The 20,223-nt window shown below is 59.3% G+C and carries 16 protein-coding genes and 1 tRNA gene; 10 read left to right on the top strand and 7 right to left on the bottom strand.

Annotation, left to right across the window (positions count from 1 at the left end):
- Nucleotides 1-37: 37 nt before the first annotated feature.
- Nucleotides 38-1,204, bottom strand: coding sequence for an FAD-dependent monooxygenase (locus V5735_RS10930; RefSeq protein ID WP_423743547.1), 1,167 nt, complete (start codon nucleotides 1,202-1,204; stop codon nucleotides 38-40).
- A 127-nt stretch (nucleotides 1,205-1,331) separates the two neighbouring features.
- On the opposite strand from V5735_RS10930, the gene V5735_RS10925 reads away from it, so the two are divergent.
- Together V5735_RS10925 and V5735_RS10920 are read left to right on the top strand one after the other, a co-directional pair.
- Nucleotides 1,332-1,997 (top strand): helix-turn-helix domain-containing protein, encoded by a 666-nt coding sequence (locus V5735_RS10925; protein ID WP_423743546.1) that lies wholly within the window; start codon nucleotides 1,332-1,334, stop codon nucleotides 1,995-1,997.
- 124 nt (nucleotides 1,998-2,121) lie between these two features.
- Nucleotides 2,122-2,194, top strand: a tRNA-Gln gene (locus V5735_RS10920).
- A gap of 57 nt (nucleotides 2,195-2,251) precedes the next feature.
- Here the strand turns inward: V5735_RS10920 and V5735_RS10915 are convergent.
- The 4 genes from V5735_RS10915 to V5735_RS10900 all read right to left on the bottom strand — a co-directional run bounded on the left by V5735_RS10915 (nucleotide 2,252) and on the right by V5735_RS10900 (nucleotide 7,632).
- Entirely contained in the window at nucleotides 2,252-3,919 is a 1,668-nt protein-coding gene (locus tag V5735_RS10915) for a homing endonuclease associated repeat-containing protein (RefSeq protein WP_423743545.1), read from the bottom strand.
- 431 nt (nucleotides 3,920-4,350) lie between these two features.
- On the bottom strand, nucleotides 4,351-4,731 hold the full coding sequence (locus V5735_RS10910; RefSeq protein ID WP_423743544.1) for a DUF5789 family protein: 381 nt from the start codon (nucleotides 4,729-4,731) through the stop codon (nucleotides 4,351-4,353).
- Between the two features lie 157 nt (nucleotides 4,732-4,888).
- Nucleotides 4,889-5,377: a KEOPS complex subunit Cgi121 gene (cgi121, locus tag V5735_RS10905; protein ID WP_423743543.1), complete on the bottom strand. Its 489-nt coding sequence runs from the start codon at nucleotides 5,375-5,377 to the stop codon at nucleotides 4,889-4,891.
- The gene (locus V5735_RS10900; protein WP_423743542.1) at nucleotides 5,374-7,632 is read right to left on the bottom strand and encodes an ATP-dependent DNA helicase; all 2,259 of its coding nucleotides are present in this window, start codon (nucleotides 7,630-7,632) and stop codon (nucleotides 5,374-5,376) included. The genes cgi121 and V5735_RS10900 overlap by 4 nt, the downstream gene beginning before the upstream one ends.
- Before the next feature lie 123 nt (nucleotides 7,633-7,755).
- Here V5735_RS10900 and V5735_RS10895 point away from each other — a divergent pair, with 123 nt between their 5' ends.
- Together V5735_RS10895 and V5735_RS10890 are read left to right on the top strand one after the other, a co-directional pair.
- Entirely contained in the window at nucleotides 7,756-8,508 is a 753-nt protein-coding gene (locus V5735_RS10895; protein WP_423743541.1) for a hypothetical protein, read from the top strand.
- A 69-nt stretch (nucleotides 8,509-8,577) separates the two neighbouring features.
- On the top strand, nucleotides 8,578-8,820 hold the full coding sequence (locus tag V5735_RS10890; RefSeq protein WP_423743540.1) for a ferredoxin: 243 nt from the start codon (nucleotides 8,578-8,580) through the stop codon (nucleotides 8,818-8,820).
- Nucleotides 8,821-9,085: 265 nt separating this feature from the next.
- Here V5735_RS10890 and V5735_RS10885 read toward each other — a convergent pair whose 3' ends face one another.
- Complete coding sequence (locus V5735_RS10885; protein ID WP_423743539.1) at nucleotides 9,086-10,582, bottom strand: Cdc6/Cdc18 family protein; 1,497 nt, start codon at nucleotides 10,580-10,582, stop codon at nucleotides 9,086-9,088.
- A 1,573-nt stretch (nucleotides 10,583-12,155) separates the two neighbouring features.
- Between V5735_RS10885 and V5735_RS10880 the strand changes: the two genes are divergently transcribed.
- The 4 genes from V5735_RS10880 (at nucleotide 12,156) to V5735_RS10865 (ending at nucleotide 15,236) form a co-directional block, all read left to right on the top strand.
- Nucleotides 12,156-12,797 (top strand): Era-like GTP-binding protein, encoded by a 642-nt coding sequence (locus tag V5735_RS10880; protein ID WP_069453137.1) that lies wholly within the window; start codon nucleotides 12,156-12,158, stop codon nucleotides 12,795-12,797.
- A gap of 5 nt (nucleotides 12,798-12,802) precedes the next feature.
- Complete coding sequence (locus V5735_RS10875; protein ID WP_423743538.1) at nucleotides 12,803-13,189, top strand: DUF2073 domain-containing protein; 387 nt, start codon at nucleotides 12,803-12,805, stop codon at nucleotides 13,187-13,189.
- Nucleotides 13,189-13,914, top strand: a complete 726-nt coding sequence (locus V5735_RS10870) for an OapC/ArvC family zinc-ribbon domain-containing protein (RefSeq protein WP_423743537.1) — start codon at nucleotides 13,189-13,191, stop codon at nucleotides 13,912-13,914. The genes V5735_RS10875 and V5735_RS10870 overlap by 1 nt, the downstream gene beginning before the upstream one ends.
- A 464-nt stretch (nucleotides 13,915-14,378) precedes the next feature.
- A complete protein-coding gene (locus V5735_RS10865; protein ID WP_423743536.1) occupies nucleotides 14,379-15,236 on the top strand; it encodes a DUF7089 family protein in 858 nt (285 codons plus the stop codon).
- A gap of 423 nt (nucleotides 15,237-15,659) precedes the next feature.
- Here V5735_RS10865 and hemB read toward each other — a convergent pair whose 3' ends face one another.
- Nucleotides 15,660-16,643 carry a porphobilinogen synthase gene (hemB, locus tag V5735_RS10860; protein WP_423743535.1) on the bottom strand — a complete coding sequence of 328 codons (984 nt, stop codon included), beginning with the start codon at nucleotides 16,641-16,643 and terminating at the stop codon, nucleotides 15,660-15,662.
- Between the two features lie 89 nt (nucleotides 16,644-16,732).
- On the opposite strand from hemB, the gene V5735_RS10855 reads away from it, so the two are divergent.
- Nucleotides 16,733-17,455, top strand: a complete 723-nt coding sequence (locus tag V5735_RS10855) for a DedA family protein (protein ID WP_423743534.1) — start codon at nucleotides 16,733-16,735, stop codon at nucleotides 17,453-17,455.
- A gap of 363 nt (nucleotides 17,456-17,818) precedes the next feature.
- Nucleotides 17,819-19,855, top strand: coding sequence for a S9 family peptidase (locus tag V5735_RS10850; RefSeq protein ID WP_423743533.1), 2,037 nt, complete (start codon nucleotides 17,819-17,821; stop codon nucleotides 19,853-19,855).
- The last annotated feature ends 368 nt before the right edge of the window (nucleotides 19,856-20,223 follow it).

Genomic DNA, 20,223 nt, shown 5'->3' with positions numbered 1-20,223 from the left:
AAATACGTGCTGGTTTGTGCACGGTTACGGTGTCATCTCAGATTTCGCTCGAAAGGAAGTCCCGGAAGTACTCCTCCATCCGCTCTTGGGAGTAGAACTTGACGCTCTTGTCGCGGAGTCCCGCGAGCAGGTGGTTTTGGACCATGACGAACGAGCCGAGCCGACGCGATTTCTTCTGCACCGTATCGACCCGGTCACGGCGACGGGAGACGTAGTGTTCGAGTCCCTGTTCGAGGTACTTCGAATCGGTTCGGGTCAGTTCGTCCGCGAGGACGGCCGCCGATTCCATCGCCATCGACGCGCCGACACCGCCGGTCGGCAGTATCGCGTGCCCGGCGTCCCCGATGAGAACGACGCGGCCCTTCGTCCACTCGTCCATGTGCAGGTCGTAAAAGTCGTCGTGCCACATCTCCGCCGGGTCGTCCATCTCGTCGAGGATGTCCGGGACCAACCCGCCCATGTCGTCGAACGTCTCACGAATGCGGTTGAGACGCTCGTCCACGGGGTCGGGCGTTCCTTCGGGCGCAGTCGTGGCGAGGAAACACGCCAACTTGTCCTCCGTCGGGTACAGACCGGCGAACCGTCCCGCGCCCCAGTGCTCCCGTACTTCTCCCGATGTCGCCAACGAAGGGTCGACCCAGAACGCCCACCCGGTCATGTCGTGATACGTCAACTCCACCTCGCCGAACACGAGGTCCCGAACCTTCGAGTGGATACCGTCCGCGCCGACGACGAGGTCGTAGGTGCCCGTCGTGCCGTCGGTGAAGGTGACGTCAACTTCGTCCGCGTGTTGGTCGATTTCGCTGACGGTCGTTCCCATCTGGAGATTCTCCTCGGAGATGGTTTCCTGCAACACGTCGACGAGATTCGGTCGCCAGATGAGATACGTCTTGCCGTACTCGTCGGCGAGGCTTCCCATGTCGTAGCCGTGTAGCTGTGTTCCGTCGTGGTCGAGAACGTGGTACTCCTCGAACTGGTCCGCGTTATCGAGGAGTTCGTCGTACTTGCCGAGACCCTTCAGGATGTTCGACCCCGCGGGCCACAGGCTAAGGGTGTAGCCGAGACCGCCGTAGTTGCTCGATTTCTCCACCACGTCGGGTGAGAATCCGCGCTGTTCCAGCAGGCCCGCAAGCGTCAACCCGGCGATGCCGCCGCCGACCACGAGAATCCGCATATCGCTCCCGTATCGAATAGTAGTCGTCATCGTAGCTGCGTGTACAAACGGGAGATTCGTTGCTCTATCTCCTAGCATGCCACCGGTATTTATTAAAGATGCCCGGCGATAGTCGATTATCACTCCGGCGTCGGTCCGTCACGGAGGTCACGAAAACATGAGGTACGCAACGGTCATAGTCCGCTGGGACGAGGGGGAGCTTCACCCGATAGACGATGCAGTGGCGCGCGCACCGGACGTTTCCATCGAGTTGACGTACTACATCAATCCGGTTCGCGACGGGACGTACGCCGAACTGAGTCGGATTCGTGGGAAACCGGGTCGGATACGAGAGGTGTTACAGGCGACACCGGAGGTGCTAGACTACGACGTTCCGTCCGGAAGCGAGGGGATCACGTACACCCACTACGAGTCCGCCCCGCTCATGGACGCGATGCTCGGGGTGCTTTTCGACCACGAAATCGTTCTCGAATGGCCGGTCGAGTTCGTCGATACCGCGACCGGCCGCGGGGTTCGAGTGACGTTTCTCGGAACGGAGCGGGCCTTGAGCGAAGCGCTCGGCGACGTTCCGGACGACTTCGGAATCGAACTCGAACGGATGGGCGATTATTCGTCGCGGATTTCCGACCCGATTGCGACGCTCACCGACCGCCAACGGGAGGTGTTGGCGGTAGCAATTCGGAAGGGGTACTACGAGATTCCCCGCGAGACGACGCACCGGGAAATCGCCGACGAACTGTCGGTCGCCCCCGGAACCGTCAGCAAACAGTTACAACGCATCGAGATCGAGCTAATATCGGCGCTTTCGACCCCGAACGGATAGATTCGCAGCCGAATGTGTGACCGTGATACCGGGATGCAAGGGTCGGTCGGGTTCGAAACACTGAAATACGGAACTGTGCTACCGTTGAATGCAGATTCAGCGAACCGAATCGCTGAAGCATAACAGTCCCATGGGGTAGTGGCCAATCCTGTTGCCTTCTGGGGGCAACGACCGCGGTTCGAATCCGTGTGGGACTATCAGAAATTTTCTGACGCTTGTAGAAGCCGCCCAGGTCGCAGAACGGACAGCGTGTATCACCCGTTTGTCGCGTTCGCGTGGTCGTCTTCCGTCGGATTCGTCCCGTCGAAGCTCGTAATCGACCGTCGCTGCACTGTTTCGATTCGGTCTCCGAGTTCGTCGACGGAATCGATTTGTACCAAGAATCGTCTCGGCGAGTCCTGTGATTTGACTTCGATCAAATCACCGTTTACAGTCACGTAGTGGTTCCCGTGCACCGCCGAATTGAATCCGGAGCGGACGATATCTATCGAATGTCGGAGGTACAATAGCACGTCCGGGACGGAAATCGTGTCGGAGTCTATCAGTGCAGCCAATCGACTGAACGTGTCGTCACGCGATTCCGTTCGACCGAGAACGTCGGTGTCGAACCGAATCGTCGCTTCGCCACAGACGGCACGACACTCGCTACCGCAGGTGATTTTTCCGTTCGCCTCGATTCGAGCGAGCGGTCGGGAGAGGGCACGACAACAGACGTTACAGTGGGCACGAATCGTCGGCTCGTTCCGTTCGGTACCGGCGTCGAATCCGGCGACGTCGACGGCGTTTTGCCACGAACCGAAATGGTTGTAGTACGTCATCCCGGAGAACGGACCCTGTTCTTCCATCTCCTTTCGTTGAGGAACGTGACCGAGAATCTTCGCGAGCCGTCGTAATCCGAGTATCAGCTCCCGATCCTCGATTCCATCTCGTCGGGAGTGACGGGTTTCCAATCCCGCCGCCTCCAGCGCAGCGTTCCAAGTGCCGTATCTATCGAGATACGTCTTCGGACTGTGAGACCCTCGTTTCCACATTTCTTCGGCGGTGGGGGAGTGTTCCAGTTCCGTGGCGAGATGCCGTAATTCGTCCAGAAGCGTCCGTTCGTCGATTCTCGCGCTGTCACTTCGTTTGAGACTATCCTGACACAATCCGGCATCGGCGAGAGCGTTTACCCAGGAGCCGAATCGGCGCCGGTAGGTAGCGGCGCTATACTCACCGAGCTCGTCCATTTCGGTCGATGTCGGTGAGCGACCGAGAACTCCTGCCATCCGCCGGAGTTCGTCACGCATCTCCTGATCCGAAAACCGTCGAGGGGTCGACTTGTCGAACGTCTCCGAAAGCCCTGCTCGCTCTATCGCTTCGTTCCACGAACCGAATCGACGTCGGTACGTCGATGGTGAAAACCGACCTTGTTCGGCCATTTCGGTCGATGTCGGGATTCGGTCGAGTGATTCCGCCAATTCCGAGAGGGCTCGAAGCAACTCGTCTTCGGAGACTTTCACACCCCGTGTTCGCGGCGTCAATCCGGCCTCTTTCACCGCCGTCTGCCACGAGCCGAACCGTTCGAGATACGTTGACGGAGAATGCGTGCCACGTTCCCGCATATCCTCTCGCGTCGGCGTCCGATCCAGCGAATTTGCAAGCGTTTGAATATCTGAGAGGAGTTCCGCGTTCGAATACTTGGGTCGATGACGGGAGTTGGGGGTGAGACCAGCCTGACAGATTGCGTCGTTCCAGGAACCGAATCGAGACTGGTACGTGCTGGGCGAGTACGCTCCGTGAATTTCCATTTCCCGCATACTCGGAGTTCCATCAAGTCGATTCGCGACCCGTTGGAGTTCTGCGAGGAGCTTCTCCTCCGCTATCCGACCTCCCGGAGAGGAGACAGATCGACAGACATTCTTCGCAGAATTCCTTTTCTTCAATGCAGATTATGAAATACCACAAGGTCATATAAACATTCGTGTACAAACAATATTTCTTCCGAAGAAGAGCCAGTTCGTAGGAGAGAGTCTTAATATTATCTCATGAAATCCAATATTATAGCAGATTCTTGCTGGAGACCGTAGTAATACACGATTCAGAGGTTCATGCGCGAAGTTGTCATCCGACATCCCAGTTTACGTACCCCAGATAATTACCGCTGGAGCGTTCGGGACGGTCGAGTTATCGAATACGACAATATGACAAAATTTCAATGGATTGGCAGCGCCACGGAGGTATCGCTGTCCTAATAAACGCGGTAGCAAAGCGAACGGCCCTCTTCGACCGAAAGACGGCGAACGTTCCGTGACGGACGAATTATAGACTCCAACCCCTCGAACCCCCCTGCATTTCAACTGGAAGATTCGACCGCCTACTGCCAGTTCGTCTCCGACTCGGCGTCGGTTTCGTCCTCGTCTAACTCGCGCACTTCCCGCTCGTCGTTGTACTCGACCGGGCCGCCGGCTTTGCCGGAAATTTCGTTGTACACCGCTTCCCGAGCCTCCTCGGGAGATTCGTAGCGTTCGTCCACGAGGCGGTCGAAAACGCTTCCCAGCGTCTCCGTCTCGTTCGGCAAGTCGAGCGGCTGGTCGCCGTACTCCGTCGCCAACTCCTCGCTCGTCGTCGGATACTTGTGCTCACCCAGCATCCGACCCGCGTCGCCGAGCGCATCTTCGACTCGTTCCGCCCGGTCACGTTGTCGTTTCCGTGCGTTTTCCTGCACGCGTTCGGCGTCGTGGTGCTCGTCGGACATGGTTCTGTTCCAAGCTACACGATGCCGTCTGAAATTCATACTGGCCATCGGACGGAGCGGCAACGGTCACCGTCCCATCGTTGTCTTCGCCGCGCACCACCATTTCTTCACATCTCTTTCTCTCTCACTCTCGCACCGCTTCGCACCACCATCGCTCTCACTTCTCGACTTCCAGCAAAGCGACGCGTTCACAGACGATATCGGTGAGGTCGGCGGTCGTCGCCGCCAGTTCGCGTTCCGAGACGGAGAAGAACTCGAAGACAGATTCGCGGTCCGGAGTGTCGAGCGTACCACCGGATGTCAGAACATCGGCGACGGCTTCGCTCGCGGGCGTCTCGCGTTCGCCGTCCACGACGACGACGATATCCTGTTCTCCCTCCGAGACGCCCATTTCCAGCGCTTGATTGATCTGACGGCGACCCGCCGCGTACAGGAGGATTTCGACCGCGCGGTCGCGGGCGACGTTTTCGCCGCGCTCGAACGCCCGGTTGGCGTGCTCCACCGCCGATTCGAGATGTTCCCGTCCGGCCACGTAGTCGGCGTCGAACGCCTGTATCGCACAGTCGAACTCGTCGCCGATATTGCCGAGGCGAGCCACGAACTCGTTCACGTCGGCGACAGTTGCGGTTCCCTCGACCAGTTTCATTCGAAATCACCGAGGCTCTGTTGTCCCCCGTCGTTCGTCGCTCGAGCGCTCGTCGCCGCCGTCTCGGCGTCCGCCTCGACGTCATCGAGCGACGGGTCCTGCCGCCCGACGTTTTCGAGGATGTTTTCGGCCGTCTTTTTCCTGCCGCGGAGCGCACCGAGGACGACGGACTTGTCCGCTTCGCGGAGGTCGGCACGCGATTCGATACCGGCCTCGTACAACCGACGAGCGCGTTTTCGACCGACGTTCCGAACGCCCGCGAGGTCGAGCAGTTCCTCCTCGACGCCGTATTCGACCCGCTTCCGCGCTTCCCGGACGGCCGTGGTGGTCGCCGACGGAATTCCCTCGGCGTCGTCGCGCTGGAGTTCGGCGGCGAGCCGTTCGGCGGCGTTGAGCAACCACTGTGCCGTTTCGACCTTGCCGCGGATGTCGCCGGGGCCGATGGCGTACCGTTCGGTGATGCGGTCTTCGTCGAGTTCGCTCGCCCAATCTTCGAGCAGGCGGGCGGTCTTCAACGCGGAGAGCCAGTCTTCGAACGCGTTGTCCTCGAACTCCGAGGGCATGTGGCCGAGGAACTCGGGTTCGCGCTCGTAGGCTATTTCCGTGTATCGCTCGCGGTCGCCCGACCGGAGGTAGAGCTGATACATGTCCGGCGTGCGCGAGACGAGGTGGTACAGTCCGAGCGCCGTCGGTTTCCCGTCCGCATCGCGCAGTCCGTCGATGATTTCGGCGGCGCTCATCGGGTCGAGGTAGAGTTGCGAGACGCGATGGCCGAGACCGGTGGCGCGCAATCTGTCGTTCCGGTCGAGGAACCCGTTCCGGTCGAGATAATCGAGGACGTGTTGGGTGACGGTTTCGAGTCGCCCCGTTTCGTCGGTCTGGGTCGCGTACAGCGTCCGTTCGAGGAAGTCGAGGAGTTCCTCCTCGGTCCCCGCGAACCCGGACGCGACGGTAGCGAGGATGTGCGTTCGGAGCGCGGGTTCAGCGGCGAGTTTCGAGTGGACCGGTTCCGGGTCGGCCCAGACGTATTGGTCGAACAGTTCCTGCAGTTCGTCGTGGCTCTTGGCGATGAGCACGGCCTCGCCGTGCGGGTCGAGTCCCGGTCGTCCCGCCCGTCCGAACATCTGGTGGACTTCGAGCACGTCGAGCGGTTGCATACCGCCGATATCGCCGTCGTAGCGCCGCCAGTCGCGGACGATGACCCGCCGACTCGGCGTGTTCACGCCCGCCGCGAGCGTCGGCGTCGCGCTGATGACTTTGATGAGCTTGTCGCGGAAGGCGTCCTCCACCAGCGACCGGTGGTCACTGGCGAGGCCCGCGTGGTGAAACGCCGCTCCCTTTTCGATGGCCGTCGCGAGGTCATCGCTCGTTTCGGTGTCGCTCACGTCCCGGATTTGGTCGGCGATGTCGAGCAGTTCCCGGCGTTCGTCGTCCGTGAGGTGTGTCTTCGTCACGTCCGCGAGTCGCTTCGCCGCGGCCTCCGCGTTTCGGCGGGAGTTGACGAACACGAGCGACGACCCGCCGTCTTCGAGCGTATCGCGAACGAGCGCGGCGGTCTCCTTCTCGTTTCCGCGGGCAAGTTCCTGCTGTGTCCCGTCGTCGAAGTGGAGCGCCTGTCCGTAGAGGACGCCCTTCCTGAGGTCGATGGGCCGCCACGTCGAATCGACGAGGGTGGCGTCGAGCCAGTCGGCCATCTCGCCCGCGTTGCCGACGGTCGCCGACAGCGCCACGGTCTGGAGGTCCGGGTTGACGCGACGTAGTTTGGCGAGCGTCACTTCGAGCGTCGGACCGCGGTGGGCGTCGTTGACGAGGTGAACCTCGTCGGCGACAACACAGGAGAGGTCGTCGATCCACTTCGCGCCGTTTCGGACGAGCGAGTCCACCTTCTCGCTCGTGGCGACGATGATATCTCTCGAAGCGAGCCAGTCCCCATCGCTCTCGTAGTTTCCGGTCGAGACGCCGATGGAGACGCCGTACTGTTCGAACTCCTCGAACTCCTCTTTCTTCTCGCTGGCGAGCGCTCGGAGGGGGACTATGTAGAGGGCTTTGCCACCACGAGCGACGCTGGACAGCATTGCGAGTTCCGCGATGAACGTTTTTCCGCTCGCCGTCGGAATGCTGGCGACGACGCTCTCACCCTCGGTGATTCCCGCTTCGACCGCTTCCGCTTGGGGCGGGTAGAGTTCCTCGATTCCCTGCGCGTGGAAGTGTTCGGGAACGCCGTCCGGCAAGCCCGTCAAATCGGCGACGTTCACGCACGCTCACCTTGCGTGCACGGTGGGATTCCGGTCATTACCCTCGTTTGGCGCGTCTTCCCGTTTAAACTGTCGGGTGGTCGCCGAGGAAAGCTATTTTTCAGACGGTTGTGATGTTCGAGTATGCCGATTCCAAAGTACGGCGACAAATACGACGCCCCGGCGTTGTTCTCGCCGGAGGAAGCCGTGGACGCTCACGGCGGCGCGCTTCCCGAGATGCCGAAAGCGGTCATCCTCGGCTTCGAGGACGAGCTGTTCGAAGCAGTGGACGAACGAGCGACGGAGAGCGTAAACTACGTTCGAGATCAGACGGTCCAGTTGCTCTCCGAGGAGGTCGGCTTCATCGGCGACTTCGGCATCGGACCAACCGTCACCGCAATCGTCGCGGAGAACGCGATTGCGGCGGGTGCGGAGGTGGTCTGTGTTCTCTGTGGCTGTGCCGGGTTGCAGACGGACGTCCCGCTCTCGGATGCGATTCTCCCGACGCGAGCGATCCGAGACGACGGAATTTCACAGCACTATCTACCACCGGAGAAGGCGGTGGCATCGACGCCAACGGTGACTGACCATCTTGAATCGGCGCTTTCGGATGCCGGAATCGGCACGCACCGCGGTCCGACGTGGTCGATGGGAGCGATGTACCGCGAGACGGAACCCGAAATCGAACACTACGCGAACGAAGGCGTCCTCTCGCTCGGCATGGCGGAAGCGGCTCTGCTGGCGGTTGCCGAGTATCGCGGCGTGGATGCGGGCGTCGTCCATCAAATCGGCGACTATCTCACGGCGGACGACTGGGTGCCGAATTCGGACGAACGGTCCCCGCTTCCGTCGATGCTGGACCCGACGGTCGAGGGGCTTCGAACGTACGTTTCCTGAGGCTCGTCGTCCGGTTATCGGCCACTTCGCTCCGTCATCCATTTGAGGGCACACAGCAGAGTGATAACTATGAAGATAGAATACGACCGGAACACCTGCACGGGGATGTTCCAGTGCACCGCGGAGTGGGAGAAATTCGTCGAAAACCGCGAGGAAGGCAAGGCCGACCTGCTGGAGAGCGAGGAGGTCGAGGAGGGAATCTTCGTCCGCGACGTTCCCGAAGGGGAAGAGTTCGACGCCGAGATGGCCGCCCGCGTCTGTCCCGTGGACGCGATCAAAGTGTACGACGACGACGGAGAGCAGATAGTCTAACGAAGTAATAAACCGGGATTACACTGAACTCACAGTCTTGTACTGAAGAGTATACCATACTACACTGACATCATACATTGGTATACTGAATCACACTGTATTGCACTAAAAATTACTGGATACTACTGATAGTTCGGAAGATACAGCGACGGGGGGGGGAGTATTTCGAGTGGAAACCGCACGGCGGATACGGAACAGATGGGCAGTCGAAGGATTCCGACGTCGAACCGTAGCTATTGTTCAACTACCGAATCGTGCCCAATATTCAACTGTCGAACCGCGCCTGTTGCATGAACGGTTGGATATCGTCGATGTCGCCGAGACGTGAGTCGGATTGGAGGACCGCCTCGGTTTCCTCGATGGGGACCGAGAGGCTGATCTCTTTCGTGCGCCCGTAGCGGCCTTTCGAGACGACGACGGCGTTGACGATGCCGAGCATGTCGAGTTCGCTGATGAGGTCGGTGACGCGGCGTTGGGTGAGGATATCCGCGTCGATCTCCTCACAGAGGTGTTTGTAGACGTTGTACACCTCGCCCGTGTTGATGTTGTGGACGCCGTTTTTCTCCAGCGAGATGGTCGAAAACAGGACAAGTTTGGATTGCGTGGGGAGTGTGCGGACGACTTCGACCACGCGGTCGAGTTCGATTTTGTCCTGTGCCTTTCGGACGTGGCCCTCCTCGACGCGTTCGGCTTGGTCGCGTTCGGCGAGTTCGCCCGCCGTCCGAAGCAAGTCGAGCGCCCGTCGAGCGTCACCGTGTTCCTGTGCCGCGAAGGCGGCACACAGCGGAATCACGTCGTCGGAAAGGGCGTCCTCCTTGAACGCCACCTCGGCGCGGTGTTGAAGGATGTCCCGCAGTTGGTTCGCGTCGTAGGGCGGGAAGACGATTTCCTCTTCTCCCAAACTGGACTTAACGCGGGGGTCGAGGAAATCGGTGAACTTCAGGTCGTTGCTGATGCCCATGATAGACACGCGCGAGTTGTCGAGTTCGGAGTTCATCCGCGAGAGGTTATAGAGCGTGTCGTCGCCGGATTTCTCGACCAGTTTGTCGATTTCGTCCAGCATGATGACGACGACGCGTTCCTGGTAATCGACGGCCTCGAAGAAGGTGTTGTACACGCGGTCGGTCGGCCACCCGGTCATCGGAACCGGTTCTATCTCTTCCGAATCCGCTTCGAGTTCCTCGATTCGCTCGTCGATTTCCTGGACGGAGGCAAAATCGACGTTCGCCAACTGTTCGGATTCGGCAGTCACGCCCTCGCGGATGTCTTTCAGTTCCTCGATTCGACTTTCGATGTCGGACAAATTGTTCTCGATGAATTTGTTGGCGAGTTGCGCGAGCACGCGGTACTGCGTGTCCGTTATTTCGCAGTTGATGTACTCGACCTCGCACGGGACTTCGTACTTCAGCGAGGTTCGTTCGAGTTCCTGACTCACGAACTTGGCGCTCGCCGTCTTCCCGGTCCCCGTCTTCCCGTAAATGAGGATGTTCGACGGCGTTTCGCCGCGCAGTGCAGCGACGAGGATGGTCGCCATCCGGTTTATCTGCTCCTTTCTGTGGGGGAGTTCGTGTGGCGTGTACGAGGGCCGAAGCACTTCCTTGTTCTCGAAGATCGGCTCGCCGCTGAGCAGGTCGTCGAACAGCCCGTGGTTGCCCTCCTCGTCCGAGTCGTCCAAGACGACATCGTCCAAATCGATGCCCTCGAAGCCACGGTTCATGTGGCCTGTTCGTTCGTTCGGCGGGTCGGTATTTTCGTCTGACATGCGTCGGCTTGGTACCCCTTCGTTTCGACTGGAGTTGGCACGCCGTGCGGAGAGAGACGGGAGAAAACCGGGAATAACGTCACGATTTTCGTCCCAAAGAAGCGACAGCGCGTCCAGTTGATGCAGATGAAAAAGAGGTACAGCACAGTACTAAAATCTTTCTCATCGGTTGAATGATGGACGAAAAACGGTTTTTTCCGGGTTTCACGCTGAAACAGCACCGTTTCGGGTCGAACGAGAGGAAGGGAAGTTATGAAAAATTGATGATTCAGTGGCCGTTTTGAACGCGAATTTTAGGGGGGCGATTTCCGCGAGATTTTCGAACGGTCCTGTCGAGAGTCGTTAGAGAGCCGTCGTTAAAATTGTCGAAAGACGATTTTGAAAGCATGCAAGGGGATTCGAGACGGTGGTACCGGGAGCGGAGGCCGACTGGTTCAACCGTCCGTTTCGTTCGAATTTGAGCCGATTTAACCCGTGCATTTCGGGTGGAGTCGAAAAAGGGGGACAAGACGATTCGTGAGTCAAGACAATATGATTCGAACATTCGAACCCCCCAATTTCGGGTGGAACACGTACGAGCCATCGTCATAGTGAAAAATCAGGGATGAGATAGTTTTGGCTCCATACCCGGGATGATGTCTATCCGAGATGACGCCGTTCGGAATTGACAAGTCGGTGGGCGAGTCGACGGGAAGACAAACCACGGTAGATGTTACCACGTGTCTTTGGACCCCCCCACCCCTTCGTTTCGGGTGGAACGAAGAAACAGTGTGGGTGGGGGGAGGGGCTAGTCTAGGACGGGAAGCTTTATTACACAATCTAGCCAACAGTATCTGCAAACTAGAGGCATTTCTTTTCTAGAGTAGGTTGTACTCTGTAAGTTACCTCCAACCGACACCCCCACTCCCTACCTCTCGCCGTTTCCACCCGAAACGAAGGGGTGGGGGTGTGTCACAACGAGTAAAAGCAACGACACATCCACCCGTCTCCACCAACGAGTTATCTCAAGTTCAACGCTGGAGCAGCACCTATCCGTGTTATCTCTTCACATGCTCACTGACACCGTAGAACGGAAAGTACGGATAACTCACTACCGTTCTCTTTTCTCCCACTTTCGCCTCTATTTCCATCCTTCGCGTGAGAATCGTCCAGTCGTTTTCGCCCACGCGACCCGACAACCCCTCCGTTTCCAGTGGAACCTATCCCTCGAACACGACCGTTGAACAAAAATTCGATGCGACGAAAAAAGGACGGACCAGGAGCAACGAAAGTACCCCTTGTTCGACCATCGTCCGGGGCTTGAATCGACCTCTTTGTGTCCTTTCTTGGAGTCCGTCTCGTGTTCTCTTGGAGTTCGTTCCTCGTTTTCTTGGGGTCCTAATCGTGTTTTCTTCGAGTTCGTCCTACGCTATTTCTTTCCCACTGCCGGATGGGAATTGCGTCAAGAGTTGTCTGACATAGGTTTAAGTGAATGGCGTAAATTTGTACGCGCAACAGCCCCGCACGTCCGGCTCATCTCGACAACCGGTTGTCTAGAGTGATTATCCGACACTGGGGTCTGGGAGGAAAAAGGATGGGATTGTTTACTGGTCTCAGGCAAAGTATTGCACGTGTGACCGACAAGCTCTTCTCGTCGGAAGAGCCGAAACGGATCGGCATCTATGGGCCCCCGAACGCTGGGAAGACGACGCTCGCCAATCGCATCGCTCGTGATTGGACGGGTGACGCCGTTGGTCCAGAGAGCCACGTTCCACACGAAACACGCCGCGCGCGTAGGAAGGAAAACGTCGAAATCGAACGCGACGGACGGAAAGTCACCATCGATATCGTTGACACGCCGGGTGTCACGACGAAAGTCGATTACGAGGAGTTCCTCGACCACGATATGGAGAAGGAGGACGCCGTTCGCCGTTCCCGCGAGGCCACGGAAGGTGTCGCGGAAGCGATGCACTGGCTCCGTGAGGATGTCGATGGCGTCATCTACGTTCTCGATAGCTCGACCGACCCGTTCACGCAAGTGAACACCATGCTCATCGGCATCATCGAGAGTCAGGACCTACCGGTACTTATCCTCGCGAACAAAACCGACCTCGACGATTCGAGCGTCCAGCGGATTCGTAACGCGTATCCGCAACACGAGACGATTCCACTCTCCGCGCTGGAGGGTGACAACATGGATGAAGTGTACACGAAAATCGCGGAGTACTTCGGGTGATTCCAATGCCGGAAGTGAAAAATTCAGACGACGGCGTTCAAGTCGACCTCATCGGTGGTGAACGGATGGCTGGGAAGACCAGCATGGAAAAAATTCGGATGATACTTGATGGCGTCCGTGACGGCAACATCGTCATCCTCGAAGAAGGGTTGTCTCCCGACGAGGAGAGTAAGCTCATCGAGGTGACGATGACCGAAATCAGCCCCGACGAGTTCAGTGGTATCGAAATCGAAACGTATCCCCGTTCGAAGACATCCGACAGTGGTCTCCTCGGTCGATTGATGGGTCGTGAGTCTACCGGTTCGAAACTCACCGTCATCGGTCCGGCGAACCAGATCGAGACGCTCCACAAGGACGAGAACCTCATCAGCGCCCTCATTTCCCACAAATAATGCCCCACGAGTGTACGAACTGTGGACGGACGTTTGCGGACGGGTCGAAGGAGATGCTTTCGGGGTGTCCCGACTGTGGCGGTAACAAGTTCCAATTCCGACCGTCCGGGTCATCTCAAGACGAAACGAAGGCCACCGAATCCGCGGGTGCGAGCGCGAACGCTGCACCGACGGCTGACAGTGCAGGCGGGTCCGGGACGGTAGGTCGAGCGGCGAATACGGTCAAAGGGTGGGTCGGATCACGTGGTCGTTCGGGCTCGGAATCCGCGAACTCGGACCGTAACAAACCCGCGCCGAAGCCCACCCAACCGACAAACCGCCCCGAACAAACACCACAAGCGAGCGAGCGGGCAGAGGCGAACGAGTCGGCTCAGTCGAAGCCGACTCGAAAACCGACGGCGGAACCCAGTGCCGAATCGACTGAGGACCGCGCACAGGCGAGTGCTCGCTCGGAAATCGTCCCGGACGACGAACTTCCGGAACGGCCGGACAGCGAGGGAACGGGTACGGTTATCAAACCGCCCGAAGACGACCAGCCGAGTCTCGACGAACTCCGCGAGGAGCTCAACAGCCAGTTCGAGAGCATCAAGGTTGTCGAACCCGGGCAGTACGAACTCAACTTGATGGAGTTGTACGAACGCGACGAGTACATCATCGCCATGCGTGAGAACGGTCGATACGTCATTCAGGTCCCCGACTCGTGGACTGGTGCGGCGGATAGCTGATTCCGTTTCGGTTTCGCCGATTCGATTCGATTTCCAACGCTTCCACCGAAGTATCGCTCGCCGTATTAAACGCGTACACTAGCAGGGACGGGGGCTTTGCTCGGGTATGTCGGAGAGCACTGTATGAATCCGTCCGAACAACTCGCTCGGAGTCTTCTCTCGGAATCGAAGGCGTACGGATACACGCTACCCATCTGGGGTGGTGCGATACTGATGAGTCGGTATGGCTCGCCCCGAATTTCGGGGATATTTCTGGTACCTACCGGGTGACCAAACGTGCCGACTGATGAAAAACGGTCAATCTGGAGTGGAAACGAAGGGGTTTCGACCCGAGTAGGCAGATTTTAAGCAATCGAGTGGGAACGAATGGGTATGAACACTCCGACGAAAATCGTCATCGGGACGGTCGTACTGACGATGGTGGCCGTACTTGCAGTCATCATGAACGCTTGGCTCATCGCCTGATGTTTCGCCAACGGTCTGTGCCGGACGACGTGGCAGCGGTCCGAGACGACCACGCGCCGGACGCGCTCGTCTTGGATTGCGAACGCGATTTCGAGACGCTCCCGATTCCGGCGCGCGACGACCTCGCACTCCTGACGGACGAACTCCGTCCGTTTTCGGCACCCGACGAGTGGCTACCCGACGACGCTCCGGAACTCCTCCGACGCTTCGCCGGGTCCGACCTCGTCGTCGGGATGCCGGGAGACGGCAGCGTGGCGTGGACTCACCAAACCGACCCACCCGTCCTCTTCGTGAAAGCGCGCGTTCAGGGGTCACCCGAGGAGTTCGTCGACTTTCTGGTCGCGGAAGCGCTCGTCGAGGTCGGACTCGACCTTTCCGAGCACTTCCTCGAATTCTTCGAGGGTCGATACCGGGAGTTCGCCGAGGTCGTTCCGCTCGGTCCCGCGGCCACGTACCAACTCGCCGTCGCCCTGTGTGACGCGTACAACGGATTGTACACGCGCGAGGTGTTCGCCGATTGGCAGGGAACGCATCCTCGACTGTTTGAGGCGTGGCAGGACGCGGGTCAACGAATCGAACCGCGAGTGGACGGCATCACCCGGGAAGTCGTGACCGGAACCACCGACTTCCCCGACGCCACCGAGTTCGCCTGTAGCGCCATCAAACACGGTATCGAACCGCCAGCGCCGTTTTCAGCACTCGACACACAGGCCTACCGCGACCACGGCGTCGGCTACGCCATCAAATGGGCCGAAAAGACGCTCGGTTCGCTCGATGTGGGTTCGGATTCCGATTCGAACTCGGATTCTGATTCGACTACCAATTCTAGTTCTGATTCGAATTCAAATTCGGAATAACACCGTTCGGTCCCGTTCGTTTTCTCACTATACACGCTCCGTTCTATCTTCTCACTCGCCGTCTCCTTCCGTCGGGACGATCACGAGGTCGTCGGGTTGGCTGTCGAGGTATATCGAATAGTCGTCCGTGCCCGTGTCTTGTGCCATGCTAAACCAGAACAGTGCTGTCGCATATAACCTTACCTGTCAACGTTTTCCATTTATTCGGCTCACAACTGTATGAACATTCGATTTATTATCGGATACAATCCGTTTAAGGTTGTAATGTGGGCGGAAAACCGCCCTCCTCCGACTTATTTCTGGACGAACGTTTCGTGATGTTTCGCTCCCCCGCGACGCTCCTTGACGATTCGGCGCGCGGTAGAACGGCACAAATCCGGCGATAGATTCCTTCTTTTGCCGCCTCAGTGATTTGTTCCCCGTCTACGCGAGTTCCTCGGCGATATCTTCGGCGAAGTAGGTCAAGATTAGGTCCGCACCCGCTCGCTTGATGGACAGCAGGGATTCGAGCGCCGTTTCCTGAAGGTCGAGCCATCCCTTTTCGCTCGCGGCGTGCAACATCGCGTACTCGCCGGAGACGTTGTAGGCGGCAATCGGGTGGTCGTACTCTTCTCGGATGTCCCGCACGATATCGAGGTACGGCAGTGCGGGTTTGACCATCAGTATGTCGGCACCCTGTTCCACGTCGAGTTCGACCTCGTGCATTGCTTCGCGCGCGTTGGCCGGGTCCATCTGGTAGTGCCGTCGGTCACCGAAGGCGGGTGCGCCGTCCGCCGCGTCACGGAACGGGCCGTAAAATGCGGACTCGTACTTCGCGGCGTAACTCATGATGGGCACGTCGGAAAAACCCGCTTCGTCCAGTCCCGTGCGAATCGCTTCCACCATTCCATCCGTCATGCTGCTAGGTGCGACCATCTGCGAACCTGCCTCGGCGTGCGAGACGGCGATTTTCTGCAGCAGGTCGAGCGTCTCGTCGTTTTTCACCGTGAGTCGCGGGTCGTCCGCGGCTTCGTCCTCGACGATTCCGCAGTGGCCGTGCTCGGTGTACTCACAGAGACAGACGTCGGTGATGACCGTGGCGTCCGTCTCGGCCGTGATTCGACGCGTCGCTTCCTGTACCACGCCGTCTTCGGCCCACGCGCGACTGCCTCGTTCGTCCTTCGATTCGGGGATGCCGAACAGCATCACGGCCCTGACGCCCGTTTCCAGCACTTCCTGCACCCGCGCGACGCTCTCGTCTATCGGGACGCGCTCGTGTCCGGGCATCGATTCGATTTCGACCCGCTCGTCCGTCGTCGCATCGACGAACACGGGTGCGATGAGGTCGGTTGCGTCGAGGGTCGTCTCGCTGACTAACTCTCTGATTCCGTCACGACGAAGGCGACGTGGACGCTCGGCGAAGTTCATATCACTGCTACCCGCGGAATCCCCAAAACCGCGTCGCTCTGGGGATGGGTCACAACGCATTTAGCCCGTCCCGTCAATATCCGTATCTGATGCACATCGCCTCGCTCGTTGCGGTCGAGACGACCATACCGACCCTCCTCGCCTTCTCGGTTTTCGGATTGGCGATTCTGTCGTTTGCCCCGAACTCTCGTTCGATTCGAACGTTCGTCGCGAACTACGGCGTTTTCGTGCTCGCGGGCGGCGTCGCGCTCGTGGCCGTCGCCGGTATTCTCCTCTTCCTGTTCGGCGACGAAACGCTCGCGAAACAGTGGCTCGACCAGTACGGCCTGTTCGCTCTGTTTTTCATCTTCATCCTCGAAGGCGCGATGATGCTGTACTTCGCGCCGAGCGAGACCGTCGTCCCGGTCGGCGTCACCGTCTTGGCGAAGTCGCCCAGCGATTATCGGACGATAGCAGTCATCGTTGTCGTCGCCGTCATCGCTTCGACGGCCGGACAGTACGCGCTGTTCCTGCTGGCGAAGCGCGGCGGGCGTGAATACCTCCTCGAAAAACCGTGGTTCCGAATCGACGACTCGTCGCTGGACCGGTTCGACCACTGGCTCGAACGATGGGGTCCGCTCGCCATTCCGCTTAGCAACACGCTCCCGTTCACTCGTGGGATGCTGACCGTCCCGGCCGGTTTCGGCGAAATGAAGGACAGAAACTTCATCATCCTCTCTGCGCTCGGTTCGCTCTCGTTCGAAACACTCCTCGCGATTTTCGGCCCGAGAGCGTTCGCGATACTATTGGATGCGATTTCGAAGTTCTTCTGAACGTAGGCGGGTCCCAGAATCCACCTCCGAAATTTATATTCACTGCCACTTTCTCTCCGCTGTTCGGTTCTGACCATAAACTCGACAACTGTCGGCCAATTTGAAACTCTCCGAGCGAGGCGGGGACCCGGTTGAAATCATCGTCATCCTACCATGGCGATAGACCTAACAGTGCTGAAAGCGTAGTTCTACTCGCGCCCGCGTACCGTTTGTCGCGTGCCATGCTACGAGCGCCACGTGGGCGCACTTTCATTCTAACACGGTGCCAGGCGAGTGATGTCTCATCAGCAACTGTCGATAAATTGGTTTGACGGGATATTTCGAATCGAAAGTATATTTGGCTCGCGTTTCGAGTGAAGGGATATGGAGACGATACGTGCCAACGAGTATCACGACCTCGTTAGCGTGACCGACCCGCAAGTCTCGCCGGACGGCGAGCGAGTGGCGTTCGTCCGCTCGGTTCCGAAGGACGACGAGAAGTACGAGGCGACGGTGTACGTCGTTCCGCTGGGTGGCGACGAACCGAAGCAGTTCACCATCACCGAGGGCGTGGACAGTAGCCCGCGGTGGAGTCCGAGCGGGGACCGACTCGCGTTCGTGAGCACTCGGGGCGCGGACGACGACCGACCGCAACTGTGGGTCATGCCCACGGCGGGCGGCGAGGCGCGACAGGTGACGGACGTGGCGGGCGGCGTCTCACAGTTGGCGTGGTCCCCCGATGGGACGAAAATTGCGTTCGTCCAGTCGAGCACCGAGGACGACCGGGACGAGGAGCGGGACGTCTCCCTCGACGGCGAAGAGTACGAACCGGAAACGCCGGACCCCCGCGTTATCGACCGTAAAATCTACCGGGCGGGCACGAGCTATTTCGACGGGAAACGGAGCCACGTCTACCTCGCCGATTTGGACGACGATTCCGTCGAACGACTGACGGACGGCGATTTCGACTTCGCGGCACCTGACTGGGGTGACGAGACGACGCTCTACTTCGGTGCCAAGCGTGAGGATGACCCGGACGACAACATCATCGTCGATGTCGTCGCCTACGACATCGACGCGGACGAGGAGGAAACGCTCTTCCGGACGAGTGCGTGGGGCGCGTCGTTAGCGGCGACGGAGGACGGCCGAATCGCCTACATTTACTCACCCGAGGAGAACGCCACGCTCCGACAGGCCGACCTCAAGGTCTTCGACCGGACCACGGGCGAGACGGTGACGCTCACCGAAACGCTCGACAGAACGGTCGCAATCGCTCCGGAGTGGGACCCCGAGGAGGAGCGGGTGTACTTCGGCACACCCGACGAAGGCGACCAAGTGATTTGGCGCGCTCGGGGCGACGGGGGCGAGGAGCTACAGCGGGTCGTCGGCGACGGGCACATCACCGACTTCTCGGTCGGTACCGATGCCGTCGCCTACGCGAAATCCGAGTGGGACCATCCGGGCGACCTGTTCGTCTCCACGCCCGGCGGGGCCGAAACGCATCGACTCACCCGCGCCAACGCGGAGTACCTGAACGACCGCGCGGTGGGACAACCGGAAGAACTCCGCTTCGAATCCGACGAGGGCGTCGAAATTCAGGGGTGGCTCCTCACGCCGCCGGACTTCGATGCGGACGAGCAGTATCCGCTCGTCGTCGAAATCCACGGCGGACCGCACGCGATGTGGTCCACGAGCGGCACGATGTGGCACGAGTTCCAGACGCTCGCCGCGGAAGGCTACGCCGTCTTCTGGTCGAACCCGCGCGGGTCGACCGGCTACGGCGAAGAACACATGGCCGCCATCGGACGCGATTGGGGCGATACGACCATGGCCGACGTGATGGCGGGCGTGGACCTCGTTGCGGAGCGCGATTACATCGACGAAGACGACATGTTCGTCACCGGTGGAAGCTTCGGCGGCTACATGACCGCGTGGATCGTCGGCCACACAGATCGTTTCGAGGGCGCGGTGAGCCAGCGCGGCGTGTACGAACTCAGCAGCTTTTACGGCTCGACGGACGCGTTCAAACTCATCGAGTGGGACTTCGACACGACGCCGTGGGAGGAACCGGAGTTCCTCTGGGAGCGTTCGCCCACCGCGTACGTCGAGGACGTGACGACGCCGATGCTGCTCATCCACAGCGACAACGATTTCCGCGTCCCGGTGAACAACGCCGAGATGCTGTACCTCCTCCTCAAGAAAAACGATGTGGAGACGCGACTCGTGCGCTATCCACGCGAAGGCCACGAACTCTCCCGGAGCGGCGAACCGGGACACGTCGTGGACCGTTTGGAGCGTATCGTCCGCTGGTTCGACGGCTACTCCGACCACCGCGGCGTACCGAAGGCGCTGGACCGCGGCGACGACGGATTGTCCGCGAGCGAGAACGACGAGGGCGAGGACGACGAAAACGGGGAGTAGGACGCGAACGGGGAAACCGTCGCGGACCACGAACGCCACGGACGACCAGGACGCCACGGACGAGATAAACGGGAACGCTACGGACGAAAAAAGAGATACCCGTGAACGCCACGGTCGGACAACGACAACTATTGTCGTGGGGAGGTACGTTTCGTCCGGGGTCGGTTCGTCCGAAATCCCACCGCCTGTGGCCGGTTTTTCACTGGAAACGAAGGGGTTGGTGAGCGGCTTCGAATCCGAACTATGACATCTTCGACCATCGAACTCGACCGAGTTTTGTCTGCCATCTTGGTTCGGCTACTGACGGCTCCATACCGTTTCAGGGGGCGGTTTCGGTAGCGGGTCGAGCGGCAGACCTTCGGCTTCCG

This window comes from Haladaptatus sp. SPP-AMP-3, from assembly GCF_049568665.1.
Lineage (GTDB): Archaea > Halobacteriota > Halobacteria > Halobacteriales > Haladaptataceae > Haladaptatus > Haladaptatus paucihalophilus.
Note: the sequence above shows the minus strand (reverse complement) of the source record. Positions and strands in the feature narration are given on the sequence as shown.

Coding starts and splice junctions, on each gene's coding strand:
- V5735_RS10885 (WP_423743539.1), bottom strand. CDS start 10,582: ATGTCAGACGAAAATACCGACCCGCCGAACGAACGAACAGGCCACATG.
- V5735_RS10890 (WP_423743540.1), top strand. CDS start 8,578: ATGAAGATAGAATACGACCGGAACACCTGCACGGGGATGTTCCAGTGC.
- V5735_RS10895 (WP_423743541.1), top strand. CDS start 7,756: ATGCCGATTCCAAAGTACGGCGACAAATACGACGCCCCGGCGTTGTTC.
- V5735_RS10910 (WP_423743544.1), bottom strand. CDS start 4,731: ATGTCCGACGAGCACCACGACGCCGAACGCGTGCAGGAAAACGCACGG.
- cgi121 (WP_423743543.1), bottom strand. CDS start 5,377: ATGAAACTGGTCGAGGGAACCGCAACTGTCGCCGACGTGAACGAGTTC.
- V5735_RS10850 (WP_423743533.1), top strand. CDS start 17,819: ATGGAGACGATACGTGCCAACGAGTATCACGACCTCGTTAGCGTGACC.
- V5735_RS10925 (WP_423743546.1), top strand. CDS start 1,332: ATGAGGTACGCAACGGTCATAGTCCGCTGGGACGAGGGGGAGCTTCAC.
- V5735_RS10930 (WP_423743547.1), bottom strand. CDS start 1,204: ATGACGACTACTATTCGATACGGGAGCGATATGCGGATTCTCGTGGTC.
- V5735_RS10865 (WP_423743536.1), top strand. CDS start 14,379: ATGTTTCGCCAACGGTCTGTGCCGGACGACGTGGCAGCGGTCCGAGAC.
- hemB (WP_423743535.1), bottom strand. CDS start 16,643: ATGAACTTCGCCGAGCGTCCACGTCGCCTTCGTCGTGACGGAATCAGA.
- V5735_RS10870 (WP_423743537.1), top strand. CDS start 13,189: ATGCCCCACGAGTGTACGAACTGTGGACGGACGTTTGCGGACGGGTCG.
- V5735_RS10880 (WP_069453137.1), top strand. CDS start 12,156: ATGGGATTGTTTACTGGTCTCAGGCAAAGTATTGCACGTGTGACCGAC.
- V5735_RS10875 (WP_423743538.1), top strand. CDS start 12,803: ATGCCGGAAGTGAAAAATTCAGACGACGGCGTTCAAGTCGACCTCATC.
- V5735_RS10855 (WP_423743534.1), top strand. CDS start 16,733: ATGCACATCGCCTCGCTCGTTGCGGTCGAGACGACCATACCGACCCTC.